This is a genomic window from Bradyrhizobium sp. HKCCYLR20261, from assembly GCF_051168435.1.
In the GTDB taxonomy this organism is placed as follows: Bacteria; Pseudomonadota; Alphaproteobacteria; order Rhizobiales; family Xanthobacteraceae; genus Bradyrhizobium.
In genome coordinates this window covers 271,305-294,258 of record NZ_JBNPUZ010000004.1, presented here as the reverse complement: position 1 = coordinate 294,258, position 22,954 = coordinate 271,305, and the positions used below count along the sequence as shown (strand labels likewise).

Below are 22,954 nucleotides of genomic sequence, written 5' to 3'. Positions count from 1 at the left end.
GCCCGCACCCAGCCCCTACAAGCGCACCGCGGGCGTTCCAGCCGTCACCTCAACGCTGACACTTCGGGCACCAGAAGGTCGACCGCCCGTTCTGCACGAAGCGCTTCACCACGCCCTCGCAGCCTTCGGTCCGGCACGGCTCACCCTCGCGGTCATAGACCTGGAACGAGTGCTGGAAATAGCCGAGCTCGCCGGTGGTCTGGCGATGGTCGCGTAGCGACGAGCCGCCGGCACGGATCGCCTCGTTCAGCACGGTGTGGATCGCTTCGACCAGGCGCCTGGCGTGATCGGTCGGCTCGCCCTTCTTGGTCGCGAGCGTCGCGGCCAGTCGCCGCGGCGACAGATGCGCGCGGAACAGCGCCTCGCAGACATAGATATTGCCGAGCCCGGCAACGACGCGCTGGTCGAGCAGCGCGGCCTTCAGGCTGGTCTTCTTGTTTGCGCAGGCCTTCGCCAGCATCGCCGCATCGAATGCATTACCGAGCGGCTCCGGCCCGAGTCCCTTCAGATGCGGCTCGGTGTCGATCTCGCCGCGGCCGATGATCTTCATGAAGCCGAAGCGGCGCGGATCGTTGAAGACGATATCGGCGCCGGAAGACATGTGAAACACGACGTGGTCGTGCACGCTGTCCTTGCCGCGCGGATAGTGAAACTCGCCCGGCGTCTCCTCGTGCTCGGGCTTGATCACCCGGAATGAGCCGGACATGCCCAGATGCATCAGCAGAACGTCACCGGAGCCGAGATCGGCCAGCAGATACTTGGCGCGGCGACCGAGACCCCGGACGGTCTGGCCCTGCAGGCGCTTCACAAAATCGGGCTGGAATGGAAACCGGAGGTCGCCGCGCCGCGCCTCGGCGTTGACGATGACGGCGCCTTCCATGACCGGCTGCAACCCGCGCCGGACGGTTTCGACTTCGGGCAGCTCAGGCATCCCAGTTCATTTCACCTTTTGCGTCGTGCGACCATTCACCTTGTCCGGCTGACGTGATAGCGCCTTGGCCGCACCGGCGCTATGGTGCCGTATCGGAGTAAGGGTGATGGATCAGACGGACCAGACCACTCATTTCGGCTTCAGGGACGTGCCTCTGGGCGAGAAGCAGACGCTGGTGAACGACGTGTTTCACAGCGTCGCCTCGCGCTATGACCTGATGAATGACCTGATGTCGGGCGGACTGCACCGCGTCTGGAAGGACATCATGATCAACACGCTGAACCCGCCGAAGAGCGATGCGCCGTTCGCGCTGCTCGACGTCGCCGGGGGCACCGGCGACATCTCCTTCCGTGCCGCCAGGAAGGCCGGCGCCGGCTTCCACGCGACCGTCTGCGACATCAATGGCGACATGCTCGAGGTCGGCCGGCAGCGCGCGCTGAAGCAATATCTCGACGACAAGGTCTCGTTCGTCGAGGGCAATGCGGAGAAGCTCGCCTTCCCCGACCGCTCCTTCGACGCCTATACGATCGCCTTCGGCATCCGCAACGTGCCGCAGATCGAGCTGGCGCTGGCCGAGGCCTATCGCGTGCTCAAGCATGGCGGCCGCTTCCTGTGCCTGGAGTTCTCGACCGTCGAGGTGCCCGGGCTAGACAAGCTCTACGACCTGTTCTCGTTCAACGTGATTCCGCAGCTTGGCCGCGCCGTCACCGGTGATGCCGAGTCCTATCGCTACCTCGTCGAATCGATCCGCCAGTTTCCGCGACCCAATGCCTTCGGCGAGATGATCTCGGCGGCCGGCTTCTCGCGCGTGTCCTGGCAGACCCTCTCCGGCGGCATCGTCGCGCTTCATTCCGGCTGGCGTTTGTGATCTCAGCACTGACTCATATCTCCCGGCTCGCCCGAGCCGCCTTCGTGTTCGCGCGCGAGGGCGTGTTCGGCGCCGTCGATCCCAGCCTCGCGCCGCCACCCGGACAGCTCGCCCTGAAACTGGCGCGCCTGGTCGAACGCCCTGGCGCCAAGTCCGGGCCGCGGCTGTCACGCGCGCTGGAGCGGATGGGGCCGGCCTATCTCAAGCTCGGCCAATTCCTGGCGACGCGGCCCGACGTCGTCGGCGTCGTCATGGCGCGCGACCTCGAATCCCTCCAGGACCGGCTGCCGCCGTTTCCGCAGGCCGAGGCCGAAGCCGTCATTGCCACCGCGCTCGAACGGCCGATCAGCCAGCTCTACACCTCGCTCGGCCCGCCGGTCGCGGCCGCCTCGATCGCCCAGGTGCATCGCGGCGAGGTCGAGCGCGACGGCGTCCGTCATGCTGTCGCGGTGAAGGTGCTCCGGCCCAATGTCTCGGCGCGCTTCCGGCGCGATCTCGCCGACTTCTTCTTCGTCGCCGAGAAGGCGGAAGCGCATTCGTCGGAGGCCCGCCGCCTGCGCCTGGTCGAAGTCATCAATACGATGTCGCGCTCGGTCGCGATGGAGATGGACCTTCGCCTGGAAGCCGCTGCGCTGTCGGAGATGGCGGAGAACATCAAGGACGATCCGGACTTCCGCGTCCCCGCGGTCGACTGGGACCGCACCGCCAACACCGTGCTCACGATGGAGTGGATCGACGGCATCGCGCTGAACGACCACGTCCGCCTCGCCCAGGCCAATGTCGATCTTCCGGATGTCGGCCGCAAGGTGATCCAGAGCTTCCTGCGCCACGCACTGCGCGACGGCTTCTTCCACGCCGACATGCATCCGGGCAACCTGTTCCTGGACAAGCAAGGCCGCCTCGTCGCGGTCGATTTCGGCATCATGGGCCGGCTCGGCATGAAGGAGCGGCGCTTCCTGGCCGAGATCCTGCTCGGCTTCATCACCCGCGACTATCGCCGCGTCGCCGAGGTGCATTTCGAGGCCGGCTACGTCCCGCCGCATCATTCGGTCGAGAATTTCGCGCAGGCCATCCGCGCCATCGGCGAGCCGATCCACAACCGCACGGCCGAAGAAATCTCGATGGCCAAGCTGCTGACCCTGCTGCTCGAGGTCACCGGCCTGTTCGACATGCGCACCCGCCCCGAGCTGATCCTGCTGCAGAAGACCATGGTCGTGGTCGAAGGCGTGGCGCGCGGTTTCGATCCCAAGCTGGACATCTGGAAGGTCGCCGACCCCGTGGTCCGCGAATGGATCGAGCGCAATCTTGGGCCCCTCGGCCGCATCGAGGGCGCCGTCACCGGCATCGGCGACCTCGCCCGCATCACGGCCACGTTGCCAATTCTCGCCGCCCGCGCCGCCGCCGTGCTCGAGCACATGGAAACGATGACCCGCGACGGCCTGCGCCTGTCGCCCGAAACCATCGCCGCCATGGGCCGCACCGAAGGCAAGAAGAGCCGCTGGCGCGCCATCGCCCTGTGGGTCATCGCGCTGACCTTCATCGGCATCCTATTCGCGGTGCTCAGGCTGTGATCGGGTGAGAGTCGAGCCATCTCCCCGCCAACGGTGAGCTCCCCCTCCCCGTCCTTCACGGGGAGAGGGTTGGGGTGAGGGGCCGCCCCACCCACCGACCGTGCGGAAAGCCCCCTCACCCGGATCGCATCTCGCGATGCGATCCGACCTCTCCCCGCAAGCGGGGCGAGGTTGCACCGAGGCCGCCGCCGGGTCGGTGGTCGACGCCAGCGAATGATTGCACTGCAATCGCTTTCTGCTAGCATTGCGCTCACAACGACAATGCTGGGGAGGCGGTCATGGCGAGCCTGACCATCCGCAAGCTCGACGATTCGCTGAAGACCTATCTCCGGCTGCGCTCGGCGCAGAACGGCCGCTCCGTCGAGGAGGAAGTGCGCGTCATTCTGCGCGCGCTCATTGAGCCGGTCGATCCGTCCGAGCCGCCGTCGACGCCACCCACGCCCCGGCCCGAGCCGCTGGTGCCGCAGCCCGGCCTCGCCCGTGAGGCTCGCGTTACCCTGATCATCGGCGGCGGCATTGCCGCCTACAAGTCGCTCGACCTGATCCGGCGCCTCGGAGAGCGCCACATCCATGTCCGCTGCGTCATGACCAAGGCCGCGACCCAGTTCGTCACCGAGCTCGCAGCGTCCGCGCTGTCCGGCGACCGTGTCTTCACCGACCTGTTCGATGCCCGCAGCGAGTTCGACGTCGGCCACATCCGGCTGGCGCGCGACTGCGACCTGATCGTCGTCGCACCGGCGACCGCAGACCTGATGTCGAAGATGGCGCAAGGCGCGGCCGATGATCTCGCCAGCGCGATCCTGCTCGCCGCGAGCCGGCCGATCCTGCTGGCGCCGGCGATGAACCCGATGATGTGGAGCAACCCGGCGACGCGCCGCAACGCCGCGACCCTGCAGCGCGACGGCATCCACATGATCGGGCCGAACGCCGGCGAGATGGCCGAGAAGGGCGAGGCCGGTGTCGGCCGCATGGCCGAGCCGACCGAGATTGCGGACGCCGTGGTCGCGATGCTCAAGCCGCCCGTGCCGCGCCCGCTCGCCGGCCGACGCGTGCTGATCACCGCCGGGCCGACGCACGAGCCGATCGACCCCGTGCGCTACATCGCCAACCGCTCTTCCGGCAAACAGGGCTTTGCCATCGCCGCCGCCGCGCAGGCCGCAGGCGCCGACGTGCGGCTGATCGCCGGGCCGGTCGATCTCGCCAATCCCAAGGGCGTCAGGGTCACGCATGTCGAATCGGCGCGGCAGATGCTCGACGCCGTCGAGGCCGAATTGCCGGCCGACGTCGCGATCTTTGCCGCGGCGGTGGCCGATTGGCGGGTGGCCAATGAAGGCGGGCAGAAGCTGAAGAAAACCGACAAGGCGATCCCGCCGCTGCAGCTGGTCGAGAACCCCGACATCCTTGCCACCATCTCCAAGCTCACGGAGAAGCGACCGGGCCTGGTCATCGGCTTCGCCGCCGAGACGGAACACCTGATCGACAACGCTAAGGCCAAATTCGCGCGCAAGGGCTGCGACTGGATCGTCGCCAACGACGTCTCGCCCGCAACCGGCGTGATGGGCGGCGACCGCAACACCGTGCATCTCTTGACGAAGGATGCCGACGGCGTCCATGTCGCGTCCTGGCCGATCATGACCAAGGACGAGGTCGCGACCGCCCTCGTCGCCGAGATCGCCCGAACGATAGGACCATCCGCGTGACGACCAGCATCCGCATCGACGTTCAGATCCTGCCGCATGGCCAGGGCATGCCGCTGCCGGCCTATCAGACCGTGCACGCCGCCGGCATGGACCTGCTCGCCGCGGTGCCGGCCGATGCGCCGCTGACACTCGACCCTGGCCGCCACGCGATGGTACCGACGGGTCTGTCGATCGCGCTTCCCGACGGCTACGAGGCGCAGGTGCGGCCGCGCTCCGGGCTTGCGGCGCGGCATGGCGTCACCGTGCTGAACTCACCGGGCACGATCGACGCCGACTATCGCGGCGAGATCTGCGTGCTGCTGATCAATCACGGTGAGACCCCGTTCACGATCCGCCGTGGCGAACGCATCGCGCAGATGGTGATCGCCGCCGTCGTGCGCGCCGAACTCAGCGTCGCCACGACGCTGTCGGAGACCGCGCGCGGCAGCGGCGGGTTCGGCTCGACGGGCCGTTGAACTACGGGCGCTTCGCCACAGTTCCGACTCGGCTACGCCCATCGATGAACGCATTTTCATCCCGTGCAACCACCGTTCACGGTCTGGACTCTTACCGCTGGAGTCCCGATGCGGGTATTGTTGATTGATTCGTGAAACGGCGCGGTCGATGCGATCGGCGCCGCGCGGAACTTTCGTGCGGTTTGGGGCAAATATGTCGGGCGTGATCGTGGTGATGCGTCAGACGCTGCTGTCGTGCACGTCACTCGCGCGCAAGGGCCTGATGGGTCTCGCTGCGACTGCGCTTGCGCCGGCCACACCGGTCCTCGCGGGCGATGGCGTGCCGGGAGATGCGATCTCTACTCTGTTCGAGCTGAGCCGTTCCGACATCGCCGAGATCACGGCGATGCTGGCGCTGCTCGGCTTCTCGGTCGTCGCCGCGATCGCGCTGGTACGCACGCGTCTTGCCGCCGCGCGGAAGGAAGCAAGGCTTCGCGCCGATGTCGCCGAGCTGCAATTGCAGGCCGACCGCTACCGCGCGCTGCTGTTCGCCGAGCCGCAGATCCTGATCGCCTGGCCCGCGGGCGGCCATCGCCCGCAGATCTCCGGCGATACCGCAATGCTCGTGCCGGCGGATCAGCCGCACCGCATCCTCGCCTTCGGAACCTGGCTTCCGCCCGAACCGGCGCTGCAGATCGATCGCGCGGTGGATGCGTTGCGCGAGGCCGGCGAAGGCTTCCTGCTGCATCTGACGACGTCGCATGGCCAAGCGATCGAGGCGATGGGCCGCGCCATCGGCGGCCAGGCCATCGTGCGCATCCGCGAATTGTCCGGCCTGCGCCGCGAGCTCGCCGAGACGCAGCTTCGGCTGAAGGCGCTCGGCGAGGAGACGGAATCGCTGCGCGCGCTCGCTTCCGCACTGCCCTGGCCGATCTGGGCGCGGCAGGCCAACGGCACGCTCAGCTATGTCAATGCGGCTTACGCGCGTGCGGCGGATGCGCGCGACGTGCCCGACGCGATCAGCCGCAATCTGGAGCTGCTCGATTCCGCCGATCGCACCGATCTGCAGCGCGCGCTTGGCGCCGGCGGACATTTCGAAGGCCGGCTGCCGATCGTCATGGGCGGCGAGCGCCGCATGCACGACGTGCGCGCCTTCACGCTCGGCGCCGGCAGCGCCGGCGTCGCCATCGATGCCAGCGAGGCCGCGGCGCTCACCGAGGCGCTGGTGCGGATGCACGAGGCGCACCGCCGCACGCTCGACCAGCTGTCGTCGGGCGTCGCCGTGTTCGACGGCCAGCGCCGCCTGACCTTCTACAACGACTCCTATCGCCGGCTCTGGGATCTCGAGACGAGCTTCCTCGACAGCCAGCCGGACGATTCCTCTGTGCTCGACCGCCTGCGTGCCGCGCGCAAGCTGCCCGAGCAGGCCGACTTCCGCGCCTGGAAGGCCAAGCTGCACGAGGCCTATCGCGCCGTCGAGGCCGCCAAGGACACCTGGTTCCTGCCCGACGGGCGCGCCATGTCTGTCATCACCACGCCCAACCCCGAGGGCGGTGTGACCTATCTGTTCGACGACGTCACCGAAAGCTTTGCGCTCGCCCGCCGCTTCGACGGCCTGATCCGCGTCCAGCGCGAGACCCTCGACAGCCTCGCCGAGGGCGTCGCGGTGTTCGGCTCGAACGGCCGGGTCGAGCTGTTCAATCCGGCCTTCGCCAAGATGTGGCGGCTGTCGCCGGATCGCCTGCGCGAGCATCCGCATATCGACACCGTCGAATCCTGGTGCCTGCAGCTCTACGACGACGCCGTCGCCTGGCGCACGATCCGCGAGGCCATCACCTCGATCGAGAACCGGCTCGACGTCGCGCTGAAGCTCGAGCGCAAGGACGGCAGCGTGCTCGACTGCATGAGCCGTCCGCTGCCCGACGGCGCGACCATGCTCACCTTCCAGGACATCACCGACACCGAGAATGTCGAGCGGGCCCTGCGCGAGAGCAACGAGGCGCTCGAAGCCGCAGGCCAGATGAAGATCGACTTCGTCCACCACGTGTCCTACGAGCTGCGCGCCCCGCTCACGACGATCATCGGCTTCGCGCATTTCCTGTCGGATCCGTCGACCGGCCCGCTGACGCCGAAGCAGGCCGAATATCTCGACTACGTCACGAAATCGACCAACGCGCTGCTGGCGCTGACCAACAACATTCTCGACCTTGCCACCATCGATGCCGGCGCGATGAAGCTCGAGCTGGGCCCCGTCGATGCCGCCAAGGCGATCGAGGCCGCCGCCGAGGGCGTGCAGGACCGCCTCGCCACGGATCGCATCCGCCTCGAGGTCGCGGTCGCCGCCGATGTCGGCAGCTTCGTGGGCGACGAACGCCGCGTCGTGCAGGTGCTGTACAATCTGCTCGCCAATGCCGTCGGCTTCTCGCCGCAGGATTCCACCGTCATCGTGTCGGCCCGCCGCACCGATCACAGCGTCGCCTTCGCGGTCACGGATTCCGGCCCGGGCATTCCGGCCGACATCAAGGACCAGATGTTCGACTGGTTCGTCAGCCGCTCGCAGGGCTCGCGGCATCGCGGCGCCGGGCTCGGCCTGTCGCTGGTGCGCTCCTTCGTCGAGCTGCATGGCGGCAAGGTGCGGATGGATTCGGTGGTCGGCAAGGGCACCACGGTCACCTGTGACTTCCCGACCGACCACATCGCGCAACGCAACGCCGCGGAATGACGGACCGGCAGACATTCACCACGCCGTTGGCGGACGAGACGGCAACCGCCGCACTGATGGCCGACTTCGCTTTGTTGATCGGCCCGGGCGTGCTGATCACGCTCACCGGCGATCTCGGCGCCGGCAAGACGGCCGCCGCGCGGGCGATGATCCGCTATCTCGCCGACGATGCCGACCTCGAGGTGCCGAGCCCGACCTTCACCTTGGCGCAGAGCTACGACCTGCCGAGCTTCCCTCTGGTGCATGCCGACCTTTATCGCATCAGTGATCCTTCCGAGCTGGAGGAGATCGGGCTCTCGCCATTGCCCGAAGCGACGGTGGTGCTGATCGAATGGCCGGAGCGCGCCGGCAATGCGCTGCCGCAGGACCGGATCGACATCGCGCTGCGCCACGATCCATCCCAGGGTGACAGCGCGCGCAGCGTCGAGATCACCGGCACCGGCAAGGCGGCGCCGATCGTCGCGCGGCTGAAAGCCTTGCGCGGCTTCCTCGCCGAAGCGGGGCACGCCAAGTCGCGCCGCGAGCGCATGGCCGGCGATGCCTCGACCCGCTCCTATGCAAGGCTCTACAAGGGTGAGCGCGTCTTCATCCTGATGAACTCCCCGAAGCGCCCCGATGGCCCGGCGATCTACAACGGCAAGCCGTATAGCGGCGCCGTGCATCTGGCCGAGGACGTTCGCCCCTTCGTCGCGATCGCCGGCGCGCTGCGCGGCCGTGGCATCTCCGCGCCGAAGATCAACGATGCCGATCTCGACCACGGCTTTCTCATCACCGAGGATCTCGGACGCGAGGGCGTGATCGAAGGCAACCCGCCGCGCCCGATCGTCGAGCGTTATGAGGCCGCGACCGATCTGCTTGCGGCGCTGCATGCGCAGGACGTCCCCTCGGTACTGCCGCTGGCCCCGCAGGTCACCTACAAGGTCCCGGCCTTCGACGTCGACGCCATGCTGATCGAGATCAGCCTGATGCTCGAATGGTACCTGCCGGATCTCGGGGTGGAGCCGTCACAGGTGCTGCGCGCCGAATTCCTGGAGATGTGGCGAGACCTGCTGGACGCACCGCTCGCCGGTGAGAAGACCTGGGTGATCCGCGACTATCACTCGCCGAACCTGCTCTGGCTGCCCGCGCGAGAGGGTATCGCGAGGGTCGGCGTGATCGACTTCCAGGACGCCGTGATGGGCCCGCCCGCCTACGACGTGGTGTCGCTGGCGCAGGACGCCCGCATCGACGTGCCGGCCGATATCGAAGGGACGCTGCTCGCCCGCTACATCGCAGCGCGCCAGGCCGCGTCCGCCGACTTCGACGCCGACGCCTTCCGTGCCGACTACGCCATCCTGTCCGCCCAGCGCAACACCCGCCTGCTCGGCACCTTCGCCCGCCTCAACCGCCGCGACGGCAAGCCGCACTACCTCAAGCACCAGCCCCGCATCTGGGACTATCTGCACCGGTCGCTGGTGCATGCGGCGCTAGATCCGATCCGCGACTGGTATGCGGCCAACGTGCCGCCTCCGGCCGACGTTTGAGGCACGCTGTTACGGCACCACCGCTGCGCTCCCCTCCCCCTTGCGGGGAGGGGTCGGGGGTGGGGGTCCCCAGGCGACGCCGTGCGTGAAGAGCGCAGAACCGGGATCATCAGCAGATGAAAACTGAGAGCTGCTGGACCTCGTCACCCAACGACATTCCGCATTCGCGGACCCCCACCCCCGACCCCTCCCCGCAAGGGGGAGGGGAGCGGACAGCCGCTGGCGCGACAGTTTGGGCCCAAGACATACTCCCGTAGCTTTACCGCTTCTTAGCCATCCCCGCTTACCTTGCGCCCTACGGCGCCCCGTTGCGCCGTGCGGAATGGAGGGTGCGATGGCAGAGCGGATGAAGGGCGAGCGCGTCGTCTTCGAGCGCGGCATCCCGGCTTTCATGATGGGCATCGACGGCACCTGGCGGCGCAACTGCACCATCGAGGACGTCTCCGAGACCGGCGCCAAGCTGACGGTCGAGGGCTCCGTCGAGGGCCTGCACCTCAAGGAATTCTTCCTGCTGCTGTCGTCGACCGGCCTCGCCTACCGCCGCTGCGAGCTCGCCTGGGTCAATGGCGACCAGATCGGCGTCACCTTCCTGAAGCAGGGCAAGAAGAAGACCAACAAGCGCGCCGCCGCCGAGGCCTGACGGCGGGCAAAACACCTCTGCGGCATCTTGCATCACGACGGCAGCGGGACGCCGTCGCATATTCGTCATGGCGTCAGGCTATCGCAACCGGCCGAGACGATAGATGTTTTGGCGTGGTATGATTCGCGCATACCACCTTTGATCGAGATTGCCTGAGATGCCCGTCAAGCCGCACAAAGCCATGGTCCTCGCCGCCGGTCTCGGATTGCGCATGCGCCCGCTGACGGAGACGATGCCCAAGCCGCTGGTGCGCGTCGCCGGACGGCCTCTGCTCGACCATGTCCTGGACCGCCTGGCTGAAGCCGGCGTCACCGAGGCCGTCGTCAACGTCCACTACCTCGCCGACCAGATCATCGAACACACCGCGACGCGCAGCTCGCCGCGCGTGACCATTTCCGACGAGCGGGACCAGGTGCTCGGCACCGGCGGCGGCGTCGTCAAGGCACTGCCGCTGCTCGGCCACGCGCCGTTCTTCCACGTCAATTCCGACACGATGTGGATCGAGGGCGTGCGCCAGAACCTCTCGCGTCTCGCCGACGCCTTCGATCCGGAGCGCATGGACATCATGCTGCTGATGGCGCCCACCGCGACCTCGATCGGCTATTCCGGCCAGGGCGACTACGCGATGCTCGCCGACGGCACGCTCCGGAAGCGCCGGGAACATCAGGTCGTCCCGTTCGTCTATGCCGGCGCCGCGATCATCTCGCCTTCGATCTTCGATGGGGCGCCGAAGGGCGAGTTCTCGCTGACAAAGATGTTCGACAAGGCCAACGAGCAGGACCGCCTGTTCGGCCTGCGCCTCGAAGGCGTGTGGATGCATGTGGGCACGCCAGCCGCGGTGAAGGAAGCCGAAGAGGCGCTGCTGGAGAGCGCGGCGTAATCTCCGTCCCGACGCACAGCCCGACCCGATGCGGCGACGCTTACGTTTGTCTCCGTCATTGCGAGCGCAGCGAAGCAATCCAGGGCTCCAGGCGTGGCCCTGGATTGCTTCGCTGCGCTCGCAATGACGGTGGGTGAGTAGCTCGTTCCACAAATCCACCGTCATCGCCCGCGAAAGCGGGCGATCCAGTACGCCGCGGCCCATCGATCGAAACCCGACCGTCACGGAGTACTGGATCGCCCGGTTGAACCGGGCGATGACAGCGGAAAACGGAGCTGCAGTTGGGACTTTCCCGCACGGGGTGCCTCACCCGCGGGAAGGTCACGCACCTATCAACACCCATCCACACCCTGGGTATGACCTTCCGTCCCCCGCTCCCTATATAGACGCCGAGAGTCCACCCGCGAATCGCAGGCCATGCGCGTCTTCACCGTTCCCATCTCGGCGCCGTTCCTGCGCAGCGTGATCGCCGCGCTGGTGGATGGCCGGCTGGTCGACGGGTTTGAGGCGCGCAGCGATCCGGCGCGGCTGGCGACGGCCACGCTGTATCTGCCGACGCGGCGCTCGCTCCGTGTTGCCCGCGAAATGTTCCTCGACGAGCTGAAGACCGATGCCGCGGTGCTGCCGCGGCTGGTCGCACTCGGCGATATCGACGAGGACGAGCTGGCGTTTGCTGAGGATCGCGACGCATTCCTCGGCCCCGCGCCGCTGGAGATCCCGGAGCGGCTCGACGATCTGCAGCGTCGACTGACGCTGGCGCGGCTGGTGGCGGCTTGGGCCAAGACGCCAGTCTCGGCGCCACTGGTGATCGGCGGCCCCGCCTCGACGCTTGCACTCGCCGGCGACCTCGCGCGTCTGATCGACGACATGGTGACGCGCGGCGTGTCCTGGGATGCGCTCGACGAATTGGTGCCGGATCAGCTCGACAAATACTGGCAGTATTCGCTGGAGTTCCTGCGCATCGCGCGCACGGCGTGGCCGGCCTATCTGCAGGAGATCGAGCGCATCGAGCCGGCGGCTCGGCGCGATCTGCTAATCGCGGCTGAAGCGGCACGGCTGTCGGCGCATCCCGATGGACCCGTGATCGCGGCGGGCTCCACCGGCTCGATGCCGGCGACCGCAAAATTCCTGCTCGCGGTTGCCAAGCTGCCGCACGGCGCCGTGGTACTGCCCGGGCTCGACACTGATCTCGACGAAGCGGCATGGGCTTCGATCGGCGGCGCCAAGGATCGTGCCGGGCGCGTGATCACCCCACCCGCGGTGAATCATCCGCAATACGCGATGCACCTGCTGCTCAAGCGCTTCGGCCTGGAGCGGCGCGATGTCGTCCGCCTCGCGCCTCCGGGCCGCGGCGGCCGCGAGGTGCTGATCTCCGAGGCGATGCGGCCGTCGGAGGCCACCGCCGTGTGGCACGAACGGCTGCGCCAGTTCGACATCGCCGCCAACATCGCCGAGGCGATGGACAATCTGTCCGTCGTCGCCGCGCCCAATCCGGAGATGGAAGCGCTGGCGATTGCGATCGCGATGCGCGAGGCACGCCATCTCGGCAAGTCCGCCGCGCTGGTGACGCCGGACCGCGCGCTGGCGCGCCGCGTCATGGCGGCGCTGACGCGCTGGCACCTGACCTTCGATGACTCCGGCGGTGATGCGCTGCTGGAAACACCCGCCGGCATCTTCGCGCGGCTCGCCGCCGAAGCCGCCGCGCGCGGCCTGGAGCCGCCGACCTTGCTGGCGCTGCTCAAACATCCGCTGTGCCGGCTCGGCCGCGCGGCAAATGGCTGGAAGCAGGCGATCGAGACGCTGGAGCTCGCGCTGCTTCGCGGCACCCGGCCACAGGCCGGCAGCAGCGGGCTCGCGCGCGACTTCGCGCGCTTCCGCGACGAGCATACCAAGCTGAGCCAGGGCGAAGCGTCGTCGCTGCACCGTGCCGAGCCACGTGCGCGGCTCAAGCCCGAGCAGCTCGACCAGGCGGCGGCGCTGATCGCGCAATTGCAGGCGGCGCTCGCACCGCTGGAAAATCTCGCCTCCCCGCGTCCGCAGGATTTCGCCGAGCTCGCCGCACGCCATCGGGAGGTGCTGATTGCGCTCTCCACTGACGATGTCGGACTCACCACGGCCTTCGCTGATCGCGACGGCGCGGCGCTGGCACGCTGCTTCGACGATCTGCTCGCCTCCGGCGAACGCTGCGGCCTGATGGCGCCGTTGTCGGACTATCCGGACCTCTTCCACACCGCCTTCTCCGACCGCGCGGTGCGCAGGCCCGAGCGCCACGGCGCGCAGTTGCAGATCTACGGTCCGCTCGAGGCCCGACTGATGCAGGCCGACCGCATGATCATCGGCGGCCTCGTCGAGGGCATCTGGCCGCCGGCGCCGCGCATCGATCCCTGGCTGAGCCGCCCGATGCGGCATCAGCTCGGCCTCGATCTGCCCGAGCGTCGCATCGGCCTCTCCGCGCACGATTTCGCGCAGCTGCTCGGCGCGCCCGAAGTGATCCTGACGCATGCGGCAAAATCCGGCGGCGCGCCGGCGGTGGCCTCGCGCTTCCTGCATCGCCTCGAAGCCGTCGCCGGCGCCGAGCGCTGGAAAGCGGCGGAGGCGCGCGGCGAGACCTATGTCCGCTATGCCGAGGTGCTGGACCAGCCGCGCGAGGTGAAGCCGGTCGAGCAGCCGGCCCCGAAGCCGCCGCTGGAGGCCCGCCCGCTGCGGATGTCGGTGACCGCGATCGAGGACTGGCTGCGCGATCCCTACACGATCTTCGCGCGCTACATCCTGCGACTCGATCCGCTCGATCCCGTCGACATGCCGCTGTCGGCGGCCGATCGCGGCTCTGCGATCCACGAAGCCATCGGCGAATTCACGCAAACATATGCGGAGGCGCTGCCGCTGCATCCCGCGCATGCTTTGCGCGTGATCGGCGAGAAGCATTTTGCGCCATTGATGGAGCGGCCCGAAGCGCGCGCGCTGTGGTGGCCGCGCTTCCAGCGCATCGCCGGCTGGTTCGCGGCCTGGGAGACCGCGCGCCGCGAGCAGATCGGCGCGATCACCGCGGAGATCCGCGGCGAGATCGGCATTCCCCTCGGCAAAGATCGCATCTTCATGCTGTCGGCGCGCGCCGACCGCATCGAGCAGCGCGCCGAGGGCACCTACGCCATCCTCGACTACAAGACGGGACAGCCGCCGACGGCGAAGCAGGTGCGCATGGGCCTGTCGCCGCAGCTGACGCTGGAGGCCGCGATCCTGCGCGAGGGCGGCTTCGACGGCATTCCCGCCGGCAGCCTGATCAGTCAGTTGGTCTATGTGAGATTGTCCGGCAACAATCCGCCCGGCGAGGAGCGTATCCTTGAACTCAAGATCAACAAGAGCGACACGCCGCAGCATCCGGACCAGGCCGCGCAGGAGGCCCGCACCAAGCTGGAGGAGCTGATCCGCAGCTTCGAGGATCCCAATCAGGGCTACACCTCGCTGAACCTGTCGATGTGGGCGAACCGCTACGGCAGCTATGACGACCTCGCGCGCATCAAGGAATGGTCGGCGGCCGGCGGCCTGGGAGTGGAGGAATGGTAAAGGCGCCCCGCCCCATTCCGCAGGCCGTACGCGACGCGCAGACGCGCGCATCGAACCCAGCCGCCTCGGCCTTCGTGTCGGCCAATGCCGGCTCCGGCAAGACGCATGTGCTGGTGCAGCGGGTGATCCGGCTGCTGCTCGACGGCGTGCCGCCGGAGAAGATCCTCTGCATCACCTTTACCAAGGCCGCCGCCGCCAACATGGCCGAGCGCGTGTTCTCGACCTTAGGACATTGGGTGACGCTCGACGACGACGCGCTCGACAGCGCGATCAAGTCCACCGGCATTGTTGCATCCGACAAGAAGCTCCGTGCAGCAGCGCGAAAGCTGTTTGCCAGCGCGCTGGAGACGCCGGGCGGGCTGAAAGTTCAGACCATCCACGCGCTGTGCACGCGGCTGCTGCAGCAGTTTCCGTTCGAGGCCAATGTGCCGGCGCGGTTCTCGGTGCTCGACGAGCGCGACCAGACCGAGATGATGGAGCGCGCCAATCTCAAGGTGCTGCTGGATGCGGCGCGGGCACCGGACAGCGCGGTCGGGCGCGCGCTGCAGGTGGCGATGGCCAATGCCGCCGACTCCACCTTCAAGGAGGTTGTGCGCGAGGCCTGTCTGAGCCGCGATCATTTCATGGCCTGGACCGATGGCGCCGGCCGAGTCGAGGTCGCCGCGCAGCATCTCGGCGAGGTCCTCGGCATCAGTGCCGATGAGACGTTGGATGGGATCGAGCGGGACATCGTGGATGGCCCCAATCTGCCACGCGCGGATTGGACCGAGATTGCCGCGCGTCTCGACGGCGGGGCCAAGACCGATCAGAAGCAGGCCGATCAACTGCGTGCGGCGCTGGCGTTCTCGGGCAGCGATCAGGTCGACGAATATCTTCGCGTGTTCCTCACCGACGACAAGGAACCGCGCAAATCGGTGCTGACCAAGAAGTTCGCCGAGAACAATCCCGGCCTTGCCGGCCTGTTCGAGTCGGAAGCGCGCCGGCTCGATCGCCTGATCGAGAAGCGCCGCGCCGCCGTCGTGCGTGACCGCACCGAGGCGCTGCTGCAGATCGCGACCGCCGCCGCCGCGAACTATCGCCGCGAGAAGGAAGAGCGCGGGCTGCTCGACTATGACGACCTGATCGATAAGACGCTGGCGATGCTGAACCGCGTCTCCGCCGGCTGGGTGCACTACAAGCTCGATCGCGGCGTCGACCATGTGCTGATCGACGAGGCGCAGGACACGAGCCCGCGGCAATGGGACATCGTCGCCCACATCATCGAGGAGTTCACCTCAGGCGCCGGCGCGCGCGACGGGCTGACGCGGACGATCTTCGCGGTCGGCGACGAGAAACAGTCGATCTTCTCGTTCCAGGGTGCCGATCCGCACGAGTTCGATGCGCGACGGCGGCAGTTGCAGAAGCGATTCACCGACGCAGGGCTGCTGTTCGATCCGGTGTCCTTCACCTATTCGTTCCGCTCCGGGCCGACCGTGCTGCACGCGGTCGACCACGTGTTCCGGGAGCGCGAGGTCTACAGCAGCATCCATTCGCCCGATATCGGCTACCCCATCCACAATGCGCTCACCGATGCCGGGCCGAGCCTGGTCGAGCTGTGGTCGTTGTGCGAGCGCGACGACCGCAAGGAGATCGAGGGCTGGCGCGCGCCATTCGACGGCGTCTCGGTGACCAGTCCCGAGGTGAAGCTGTCGCGGCGCATCCAGGCCGAGATCAAGCGGCTGATCCGCGCAGGCACGATGACCGGCCATGACGGCGCGCGGCGGCGGCTGAGCTATGGCGACATGCTGATCCTGGTGCGCCGGCGCGGTACCGCGTTCGATGCCGTCATTCAGGCGCTGAAGCACGCCGGCATTCCCGTGGCCGGCGCCGACCGTCTGAAACTGACCGAGCATATCGCGATCATCGATTTGATGAACCTCGCCGACGCGCTGCTGCTGCCGCAGGATGACCTCGCATTGGCAACGGCGCTGAAGAGCCCGCTGTTCGGCCTCGATGATGACGATCTGTTCAAGCTGGCCTGGAAGCGCCGCGGCAGCTTGCGCGAGGCGCTCAACGCGCATGCTGCTGATGATCCGCGCCTTCAGGCGGTCGTTCGAAGGATGCAACAATGCGAGCGCCGGTCGGCAGAAGATACGCCATTCGCGTTCTATGCCTGGCTGCTCGGCGGCGATGGCGGGCGGCGGCGCATCCTGGCACGGCTCGGCCACGAGGCCAACGACGCGCTCGACGAATTTCTCGAGCTCGCGCTGTCCTACGAGCACAAGGCGCCGGCCTCGCTGCAGGGCTTCGTCGCCTGGCTGCGCGCCGCCGACACCGAGGTGAAGCGCGACATGGAGATCTCGCGCGACGAAGTGCGCGTGATGACCGTGCACGGCGCCAAGGGCCTCGAAGCCTCCGTGGTATTCCTGGTCGACACGACCTCGTCGCCGGCGGATTCGCAGCGGCTGCGGCTGATCCACGTGCCGCATGGCGAGCGGGAGATCGTGGTCTGGGCCGGACGCAAGGCCGACGATCCGCAAGCTGTGGTGGCGGCGCGCGCGGCAATGCTCAAGGAGACCGAGGACGAGTATCGCCGGCTGCTCTATGTCGCGATGACCCGCGCCGCGGACCGCCTCGTCATCGGCGGCTGCATGCCGGGCAACATGAACAACGTCCGCGGCGGCAGCTGGTACGACCTGATGGCGCGCGGCCTCGACGCGGCGGGCCTGCAGGTCGAGGTGATCGAGACCGAGGACGGGCCGGTCAAGCGCTACGCACGGGCCGAGGACATCGCCGAGACCGCCAAGGACGAGGCGCGGCAGATTGTGGAGACAGCCGTCGAACTGCCGTCCTGGCTGCGCACGGCGGCGATCGAGGCACCTGGCGAGGTTGCCGTGCTCCGGCCATCCGACCCGTCCGCCGACGAGCGCCCGGTCCGCTCGGGCGAATCCTTGGCCGCACGCAGTCTCGCCATGCAACGCGGCACCTTGGTGCACCGGCTGCTACAGTCGCTGCCAGATGTGCCGCCCGAGCGGCGGCGCGACGCCGCGTTGCGTTATCTGCTTCGCAATGCCCCGGACTGGCCAGAGGACGACCGTGCCGCGCTCACCGCGCGCGTGCTGACCGTGATCGAGGACCCGCGCTTCGCCGCCGTGTTTGCCCCCGGTAGCCGGGCCGAGGTCTCGATCGTCGGCAGACTCGCACAAGCCGGGCAGCCGGCGGCGCTGGTCTCCGGCCAGATCGATCGTCTGGTGGTCACCGAGACCGAAGTGCTGATCGTCGACTTCAAGACCAACCAGCAGCCGCCCTCGGCGCTGGCCGAGGTGCCCGAGGCCTATCTCCGCCAGCTCGCGCTGTACCGGGCCGTGCTCGGCCAGTTGTACCCCGGACGGGCCGTCCGGGCGGCCCTGCTCTGGACCGAAGCCCCTGAATTCATGGAGCTTCCTGCCTCCGCGCTGGACGCCATGCTGCCATCCCAGCACGACTGAGTGAGCGTGCTTGACCCGGCAACAGGCCATTCATACTTTGACACCCACGCTGAAGCGGCGCATCCGTGCCGCTCCCTCCAACAGAACAGAGGTAAATTCCATGGCCGCCGTAGCCAAGGTTTCCGACGCCGATTTCGAAAGCGAAGTGCTCAAGGCCGACGGTCCGGTCGTGGTCGATTTCTGGGCCGAGTGGTGCGGTCCGTGCCGCATGATCGCTCCGGCCCTCGACGAGATCGCGAGCGCGATGGGCGACAAGGTCAAGATCGTGAAGCTGAACGTCGACGAGAGCCCGAAGACGGCCTCGAAGTACGGCGTGATGTCGATCCCGACCCTGATGGTTTTCAAGGGCGGCGAGATGGCCTCCCGCCAGGTCGGCGCCGCACCGAAGGCCAAGCTGCAGCAGTGGATCTCGTCGTCGATGTGACGATTCCGAACCAGGATTTTTGTTGAACGGCCGGCGGATTCGCCGGCCGTTTGCGTTGAGAGGGGGTGTTTCAGCGTTTCCGGATGTCGCCATGCCCGCCCGCGCCCATCGCTCGCCCTCCCGCAAGTCAGGCCTCTTGGCCATGGAGGCGCGCTCGGTGGATGTGATCCCACGCGGCGAGGAGTGGCAGTACGAGCCGAAATGGGACGGCTTCCGATGCCTGCTGTCGCGCGACGGCGCTCATGTGACGATGCAGTCCAAGGCCGGCGAGGATCTCGCGCGCTACTTTCCGGAGGTGGTCGCCGCGGCTCGCGAGCTGAAGGCGACGAGCTTCATCCTCGATGGCGAGTTGGTGGTGCCACAGGCGAAGTCGTTCTCGTTCGACGCGCTGCTGCAGCGGATTCATCCCGCCGCGAGCCGAGTGAAGAAGCTGTCCGTGGAGACGCCCGCGCTCTTCCTCGCCTTCGACCTGCTGGCGACGGCGAAGGAAAAGGAGCTGGTCGCGCAGACGCTGCACGAACGGCGCCCGGCGCTGGAGGCGTTCGCGAAGGCGAATTTTGCCGGGCATCCGACGTTCCGGCTGTCACCCGCGACCACGCGCTTCGCGACGGCGCAGGACTGGCTGGCCCATTCCGGCGGCGGCTCCGACGGCGTGATCGCCAAGCGGATCGACCTGCCCTACCAGGCGGGCAACCGCGACGGCATGCAGAAGATCAAACGCTATCGCTCGGCCGACTGCGTGATTGGCGGCTTCCGTTACGCCACGAACAAAGCGGCGAACGGCCGCAAGCTGGTCGGCTCGCTGCTCCTCGGACTCTACGACGAGGACGGCCTGCTGCATCACGTCGGCTTCACCTCCGCGCTCAAGGCCGCAGAGAAGCCCGCGCTGACCGACAAGCTCGAACCGCTGATCGCAACGCCCGGCTTCACCGGCAATGCCCCGGGCGGGCCGAGCCGCTGGTCGACGGAGCGCTCGGCGGAATGGTGTCCACTTAAGCCGAAGCTGGTGATCGAGGTGTGCTACGACCACTTCTCCGGCGAGCGTTTCCGCCACGGCACCTCGATCCTGCGCTGGCGTCCGGACAAGGCGCCGAAGCAATGCACGTTCGAGCAGCTCGCGCAGAAGGTCGCCGATCCCATCAAGCTGCTCGCCTGATCAGCGGATCCAGCCGGTCGCGAGCGCCGAGGCAAATTCGTTGTCGCCATTGGCGCGCGCCAGATCGGCCATCGCGCGATGGTCGTACGGCACGTGGCGGAAGCTCACGCTCCAACCGGCCGGCGTCAGCTCCAGGATGGCGTAGCGCGCGTCGGGCGTGCCGACCTGCACGACATGCGGATGCGGCACGTTGTAGGAATAGCCGGGGCTGCCGACGCTGCCGGGATTGACGATCAGCCGCCCGTCACGCAGGCGGACGGCGCGTGCCGTGTGGGTATGGCCGCACAGGATCAGCGACTGCGAAATGTCTGCGGCCAGCTTCTCGATCTCATCGAGCGGCGCACAGGTGATCGCGCCATCCGGCGCCACGCTCTCGAGCCAGTAGACGTTGTCGTCCTCAGGCGTCGCGTGACACAGAAACACCTGATCGCGATAGACCGCGGTCGCCGGGATCGTGCGCAGCCAATCGAGATGCCTGGTCTCAAGTTGCGGATAGGCGGGGCGCTCCCACGCGCCCATCTTCTCGAACGGCCGATCGATCAGCCAGCGATCATGATTGCCGCGCACATGCACCGCATCGAGCGCCATCAGCCTGTCCAGCGACTTTCGCGCATCGAGCGGGCCGCTCGCCATGTCGCCGAGATCGACGATCTCGGTCACGCCTTGCGCACGGATATCGGCGAGCACGGCTTCGAGTGCGAGATGATTGCCGTGGACGTCGGCGATCGCGGCAAAACGCATATGGTGTTGTCCTCAGGTCGGCGGCGTGCCGTTGAGGTCGAGCACGTGGCCTGCGAGATAAAGTGACCCCGTGATCAGAATACGCGGCGGCACCTCATAGGCAAGCCGCGCAATGCCGGCGAGCGCGGAAGCAACACCGTCGGCGATCTCGACGCGCATGCCGAGCGTGCGCGCGGCAGCAGCGAGATCGGCCGGGGCCATCGCCTTGCTCTCGTTCGGAATGGGAACGACGATGATGTGCCGCGTCAGCCCGGCGAAATTGGCGAGGAAGCCGGCGGCGTCCTTGTTGCCCATCATGCCGACGATGACGACGAGCTGCCGCGAGACGCGCTCTTCGAGATCGCCGATGGCCGCGGCGACGACGCGGCCGCCTTCGGCATTGTGGCCGCCGTCGAGCCAGATCTCCGCGCCCTGTGGCGCGATCGCGGTGAGCGCGCCGTTCGACAGCCGCTGCATGCGCGCCGGCCACTCGGCATTGACGATGCCGTCTTCGAATGCCTTCGTTGTGAGCTTGAACTGATCGAGCGCGCGCAGGGTCGCGATCGCAAGCCCCGCATTGTCGAACTGATGCCGGCCGAACAGTTTTGGTGCCGGCAGATCCAGGAGACCACGATCGTCCTGATAGACGAGACGATTGCGCTCGACGCTGACGTGCCAGCTCTCGCCCGCGGCGAACAGCGGCGCGCGCTGGCGCCTGGCCTCGCGCTCGATCACCGCCATCGCGTCGGGCTCCTGCGCGGCCGAGATCACCGGGCAGCCACGCTTGATGATGGCGGCCTTCTCGGCCGCGATCAGCGCGCGGGTATCGCCGAGGAATTCCATGTGGTCCATGCTGATCGGCGTCAGCACGGAGGCCGCGACCTGCTCGACGACATTGGTGGAGTCAAGCCGGCCGCCGAGGCCGACTTCGAGCAGCACGACATCGGCCGGATGCTTCGCGAACAGCACGAAGGCCGCGACGGTCTTCACCTCGAAGAAGGTGATCGGCGCGCCGGCATTGACTCGCTCGCATTCGAGCAGCGCTGATATCAGCTCGTCATCATCGACGAGGACGCCGCCGCCGACGTGACCGAGACGATAGCTCTCGTTGATGCGCACCAGCCAGGGCGAGGTGAAGACGTGGACGCGCAGCCCAGCCGCTTCGAGCATCGCGCGCAGATAGGCGACCGTCGAGCCCTTGCCGTTGGTGCCGGCGACGTGGATCACCGGCGGCAGCCTGCGCTCGGGATGATCGAGCTGCGCCAGCAGCCGGTGCATGCGCTCCAGCCCGAGCGAGATCTTGCTCGGATGCAGCGCGGAGAGCCGCGTGATCAGCTCGTCCAGCGAAGGCTTGGCGGCAGAAGCGTTCACGCGCTCGTTGCGACCGCCGGCGCTTCCGCTGCCTCGGCAGGCTTGGCCGGCGGCGGCAGCTGCGGCGCGGGTTTTGCGTGTTCGACGGCCGGTGCCTTGGTCAGCAGCCGGCACAGCCGCGCCAGAGTCGGGCGCAGATCATGACGATGCACGACCATGTCGACCATGCCGTGGTCGAGCAGGTATTCAGCGCGCTGGAAACCCTCGGGCAGCTTCTCGCGGATGGTTTGCTCGATGACGCGCGCACCGGCAAAGCCGATCAGCGCGCCGGGCTCGGCGATGTGGACGTCGCCCAGCATCGCATAGGACGCGGTGACGCCGCCGGTGGTCGGATTGGTCTGCACGACGATATAGGGCAGCTTGGCCTCGCGCAGCATCTGCACGGCCACTGTCGTGCGCGGCATCTGCATCAGCGACAGGATGCCCTCCTGCATGCGCGCGCCGCCGGAGGCCGCGAACACGATGAACGGCGATTTCTTCTCGACCGCGAGCTCGAGCCCACGCACGATCGCTTCGCCCGCGGCCATGCCGAGCGAGCCGCCCATGAAGTCGAAATCCTGCACGGCGATGACGACGCCCATGCCTTCGAGCTTGCCGAAGCCGACCTTGACGGCATCGTTCATGCCGGTGCGCGCCCGCGCATCCTTGATGCGGTCGGCATAGCGGCGCTCGTCACGGAATTTCAGCGGATCGGGCGCGACCTCGGGCAGCGCGACGTCGAACCAGGTCTCGTTGTCGAACATCGACTTCAGCCGGGCGGCCGCGCCCATGCGCATGTGATAGTTGGAGCCGGGGATGACGAACTGGTTGGCCTCGACGTCCTTGTAGAACACGAGCTGTCCGGAATCCGGGCACTTGATCCAGAGGTTCTCCGGCGTCTCGCGGCGCAGGATGTTGCGGATCTTCGGCCGGACCACGTTGGTAAGCCAGTTCATGAAAAGCTCCGTTTGGCGGTCGCCCGGATATATGGCGGGACGGCAGCG

General features: G+C 67.6%; 16 protein-coding genes. 12 read left to right on the top strand and 4 right to left on the bottom strand.

Going from position 1 to position 22,954, the window contains the following annotated elements; all coding sequences use genetic code 11:
- Positions 1-49 precede the first annotated feature (49 nt).
- Positions 50-931, bottom strand: coding sequence for a bifunctional DNA-formamidopyrimidine glycosylase/DNA-(apurinic or apyrimidinic site) lyase (gene mutM, locus ACQR1L_RS11435; protein ID WP_434858051.1), 882 nt, complete (start codon positions 929-931; stop codon positions 50-52).
- Positions 932-1,037: 106 nt separating this feature from the next.
- Here mutM and ubiE point away from each other — a divergent pair, with 106 nt between their 5' ends.
- From ubiE to ACQR1L_RS11375, 12 genes are all read left to right on the top strand, one after another.
- Positions 1,038-1,799 (top strand): bifunctional demethylmenaquinone methyltransferase/2-methoxy-6-polyprenyl-1,4-benzoquinol methylase UbiE, encoded by a 762-nt coding sequence (gene ubiE, locus ACQR1L_RS11430; RefSeq protein WP_434858050.1) that lies wholly within the window; start codon positions 1,038-1,040, stop codon positions 1,797-1,799.
- Complete coding sequence (ubiB, locus tag ACQR1L_RS11425; RefSeq protein ID WP_434858049.1) at positions 1,796-3,370, top strand: 2-polyprenylphenol 6-hydroxylase; 1,575 nt, start codon at positions 1,796-1,798, stop codon at positions 3,368-3,370. The genes ubiE and ubiB overlap by 4 nt, the downstream gene beginning before the upstream one ends.
- 278 nt (positions 3,371-3,648) lie before the next feature.
- Positions 3,649-5,070: a bifunctional phosphopantothenoylcysteine decarboxylase/phosphopantothenate--cysteine ligase CoaBC gene (coaBC, locus tag ACQR1L_RS11420; protein WP_434858048.1), complete on the top strand. Its 1,422-nt coding sequence runs from the start codon at positions 3,649-3,651 to the stop codon at positions 5,068-5,070.
- Entirely contained in the window at positions 5,067-5,525 is a 459-nt protein-coding gene (dut, locus tag ACQR1L_RS11415) for a dUTP diphosphatase (protein WP_434858047.1), read from the top strand. The genes coaBC and dut overlap by 4 nt, the downstream gene beginning before the upstream one ends.
- A gap of 193 nt (positions 5,526-5,718) precedes the next feature.
- A complete protein-coding gene (locus tag ACQR1L_RS11410) occupies positions 5,719-8,226 on the top strand; it encodes a PAS-domain containing protein (RefSeq protein WP_434858046.1) in 2,508 nt (835 codons plus the stop codon).
- Positions 8,223-9,749 (top strand): tRNA (adenosine(37)-N6)-threonylcarbamoyltransferase complex ATPase subunit type 1 TsaE, encoded by a 1,527-nt coding sequence (tsaE, locus tag ACQR1L_RS11405; RefSeq protein WP_434858045.1) that lies wholly within the window; start codon positions 8,223-8,225, stop codon positions 9,747-9,749. Before ACQR1L_RS11410 ends, tsaE begins: the two co-directional genes overlap by 4 nt.
- A 334-nt stretch (positions 9,750-10,083) precedes the next feature.
- Positions 10,084-10,389 (top strand): PilZ domain-containing protein, encoded by a 306-nt coding sequence (locus tag ACQR1L_RS11400; RefSeq protein ID WP_315716899.1) that lies wholly within the window; start codon positions 10,084-10,086, stop codon positions 10,387-10,389.
- Positions 10,390-10,546: 157 nt separating this feature from the next.
- A complete protein-coding gene (locus ACQR1L_RS11395; protein ID WP_434858044.1) occupies positions 10,547-11,269 on the top strand; it encodes a nucleotidyltransferase family protein in 723 nt (240 codons plus the stop codon).
- Positions 11,270-11,686: 417 nt separating this feature from the next.
- The gene (addB, locus tag ACQR1L_RS11390; RefSeq protein WP_434858043.1) at positions 11,687-14,833 is read left to right on the top strand and encodes a double-strand break repair protein AddB; all 3,147 of its coding nucleotides are present in this window, start codon (positions 11,687-11,689) and stop codon (positions 14,831-14,833) included.
- Complete coding sequence (gene addA, locus ACQR1L_RS11385) at positions 14,827-18,300, top strand: double-strand break repair helicase AddA (protein WP_434858042.1); 3,474 nt, start codon at positions 14,827-14,829, stop codon at positions 18,298-18,300. Before addB ends, addA begins: the two co-directional genes overlap by 7 nt.
- A 100-nt stretch (positions 18,301-18,400) precedes the next feature.
- A complete protein-coding gene (gene trxA / locus ACQR1L_RS11380; RefSeq protein ID WP_006611141.1) occupies positions 18,401-18,724 on the top strand; it encodes a thioredoxin in 324 nt (107 codons plus the stop codon).
- Between the two features lie 142 nt (positions 18,725-18,866).
- A complete protein-coding gene (locus ACQR1L_RS11375; protein ID WP_434858293.1) occupies positions 18,867-19,880 on the top strand; it encodes an ATP-dependent DNA ligase in 1,014 nt (337 codons plus the stop codon).
- On the opposite strand, the gene ACQR1L_RS11370 is transcribed toward ACQR1L_RS11375, so the two are convergent.
- From ACQR1L_RS11370 to accD, 3 genes are read right to left on the bottom strand one after another with little or no spacing between them, the layout of a single operon-like run.
- Entirely contained in the window at positions 19,881-20,621 is a 741-nt protein-coding gene (locus ACQR1L_RS11370; protein ID WP_434858041.1) for a metallophosphoesterase family protein, read from the bottom strand. It lies immediately after the preceding gene.
- Between the two features lie 12 nt (positions 20,622-20,633).
- On the bottom strand, positions 20,634-21,971 hold the full coding sequence (locus ACQR1L_RS11365) for a bifunctional folylpolyglutamate synthase/dihydrofolate synthase (RefSeq protein WP_434858040.1): 1,338 nt from the start codon (positions 21,969-21,971) through the stop codon (positions 20,634-20,636).
- Positions 21,968-22,906, bottom strand: a complete 939-nt coding sequence (gene accD, locus ACQR1L_RS11360; protein WP_434858039.1) for an acetyl-CoA carboxylase, carboxyltransferase subunit beta — start codon at positions 22,904-22,906, stop codon at positions 21,968-21,970. Before accD ends, ACQR1L_RS11365 begins: the two co-directional genes overlap by 4 nt.
- Positions 22,907-22,954 lie beyond the last annotated feature (48 nt).

Bases quoted from the DNA above. Each gene is read 5' to 3' on its own strand.
- mutM (WP_434858051.1), bottom strand. From the start codon at position 931: ATGCCTGAGCTGCCCGAAGTCGAAACCGTCCGGCGCGGGTTGCAGCCG.
- ubiE (WP_434858050.1), top strand. From the start codon at position 1,038: ATGGATCAGACGGACCAGACCACTCATTTCGGCTTCAGGGACGTGCCT.
- coaBC (WP_434858048.1), top strand. From the start codon at position 3,649: ATGGCGAGCCTGACCATCCGCAAGCTCGACGATTCGCTGAAGACCTAT.
- ACQR1L_RS11410 (WP_434858046.1), top strand. From the start codon at position 5,719: ATGTCGGGCGTGATCGTGGTGATGCGTCAGACGCTGCTGTCGTGCACG.
- tsaE (WP_434858045.1), top strand. From the start codon at position 8,223: ATGACGGACCGGCAGACATTCACCACGCCGTTGGCGGACGAGACGGCA.
- ACQR1L_RS11400 (WP_315716899.1), top strand. From the start codon at position 10,084: ATGGCAGAGCGGATGAAGGGCGAGCGCGTCGTCTTCGAGCGCGGCATC.
- ACQR1L_RS11395 (WP_434858044.1), top strand. From the start codon at position 10,547: ATGCCCGTCAAGCCGCACAAAGCCATGGTCCTCGCCGCCGGTCTCGGA.
- addB (WP_434858043.1), top strand. From the start codon at position 11,687: ATGCGCGTCTTCACCGTTCCCATCTCGGCGCCGTTCCTGCGCAGCGTG.
- addA (WP_434858042.1), top strand. From the start codon at position 14,827: ATGGTAAAGGCGCCCCGCCCCATTCCGCAGGCCGTACGCGACGCGCAG.
- trxA (WP_006611141.1), top strand. From the start codon at position 18,401: ATGGCCGCCGTAGCCAAGGTTTCCGACGCCGATTTCGAAAGCGAAGTG.
- ACQR1L_RS11375 (WP_434858293.1), top strand. From the start codon at position 18,867: ATGGAGGCGCGCTCGGTGGATGTGATCCCACGCGGCGAGGAGTGGCAG.
- ACQR1L_RS11370 (WP_434858041.1), bottom strand. From the start codon at position 20,621: ATGCGTTTTGCCGCGATCGCCGACGTCCACGGCAATCATCTCGCACTC.
- accD (WP_434858039.1), bottom strand. From the start codon at position 22,906: ATGAACTGGCTTACCAACGTGGTCCGGCCGAAGATCCGCAACATCCTG.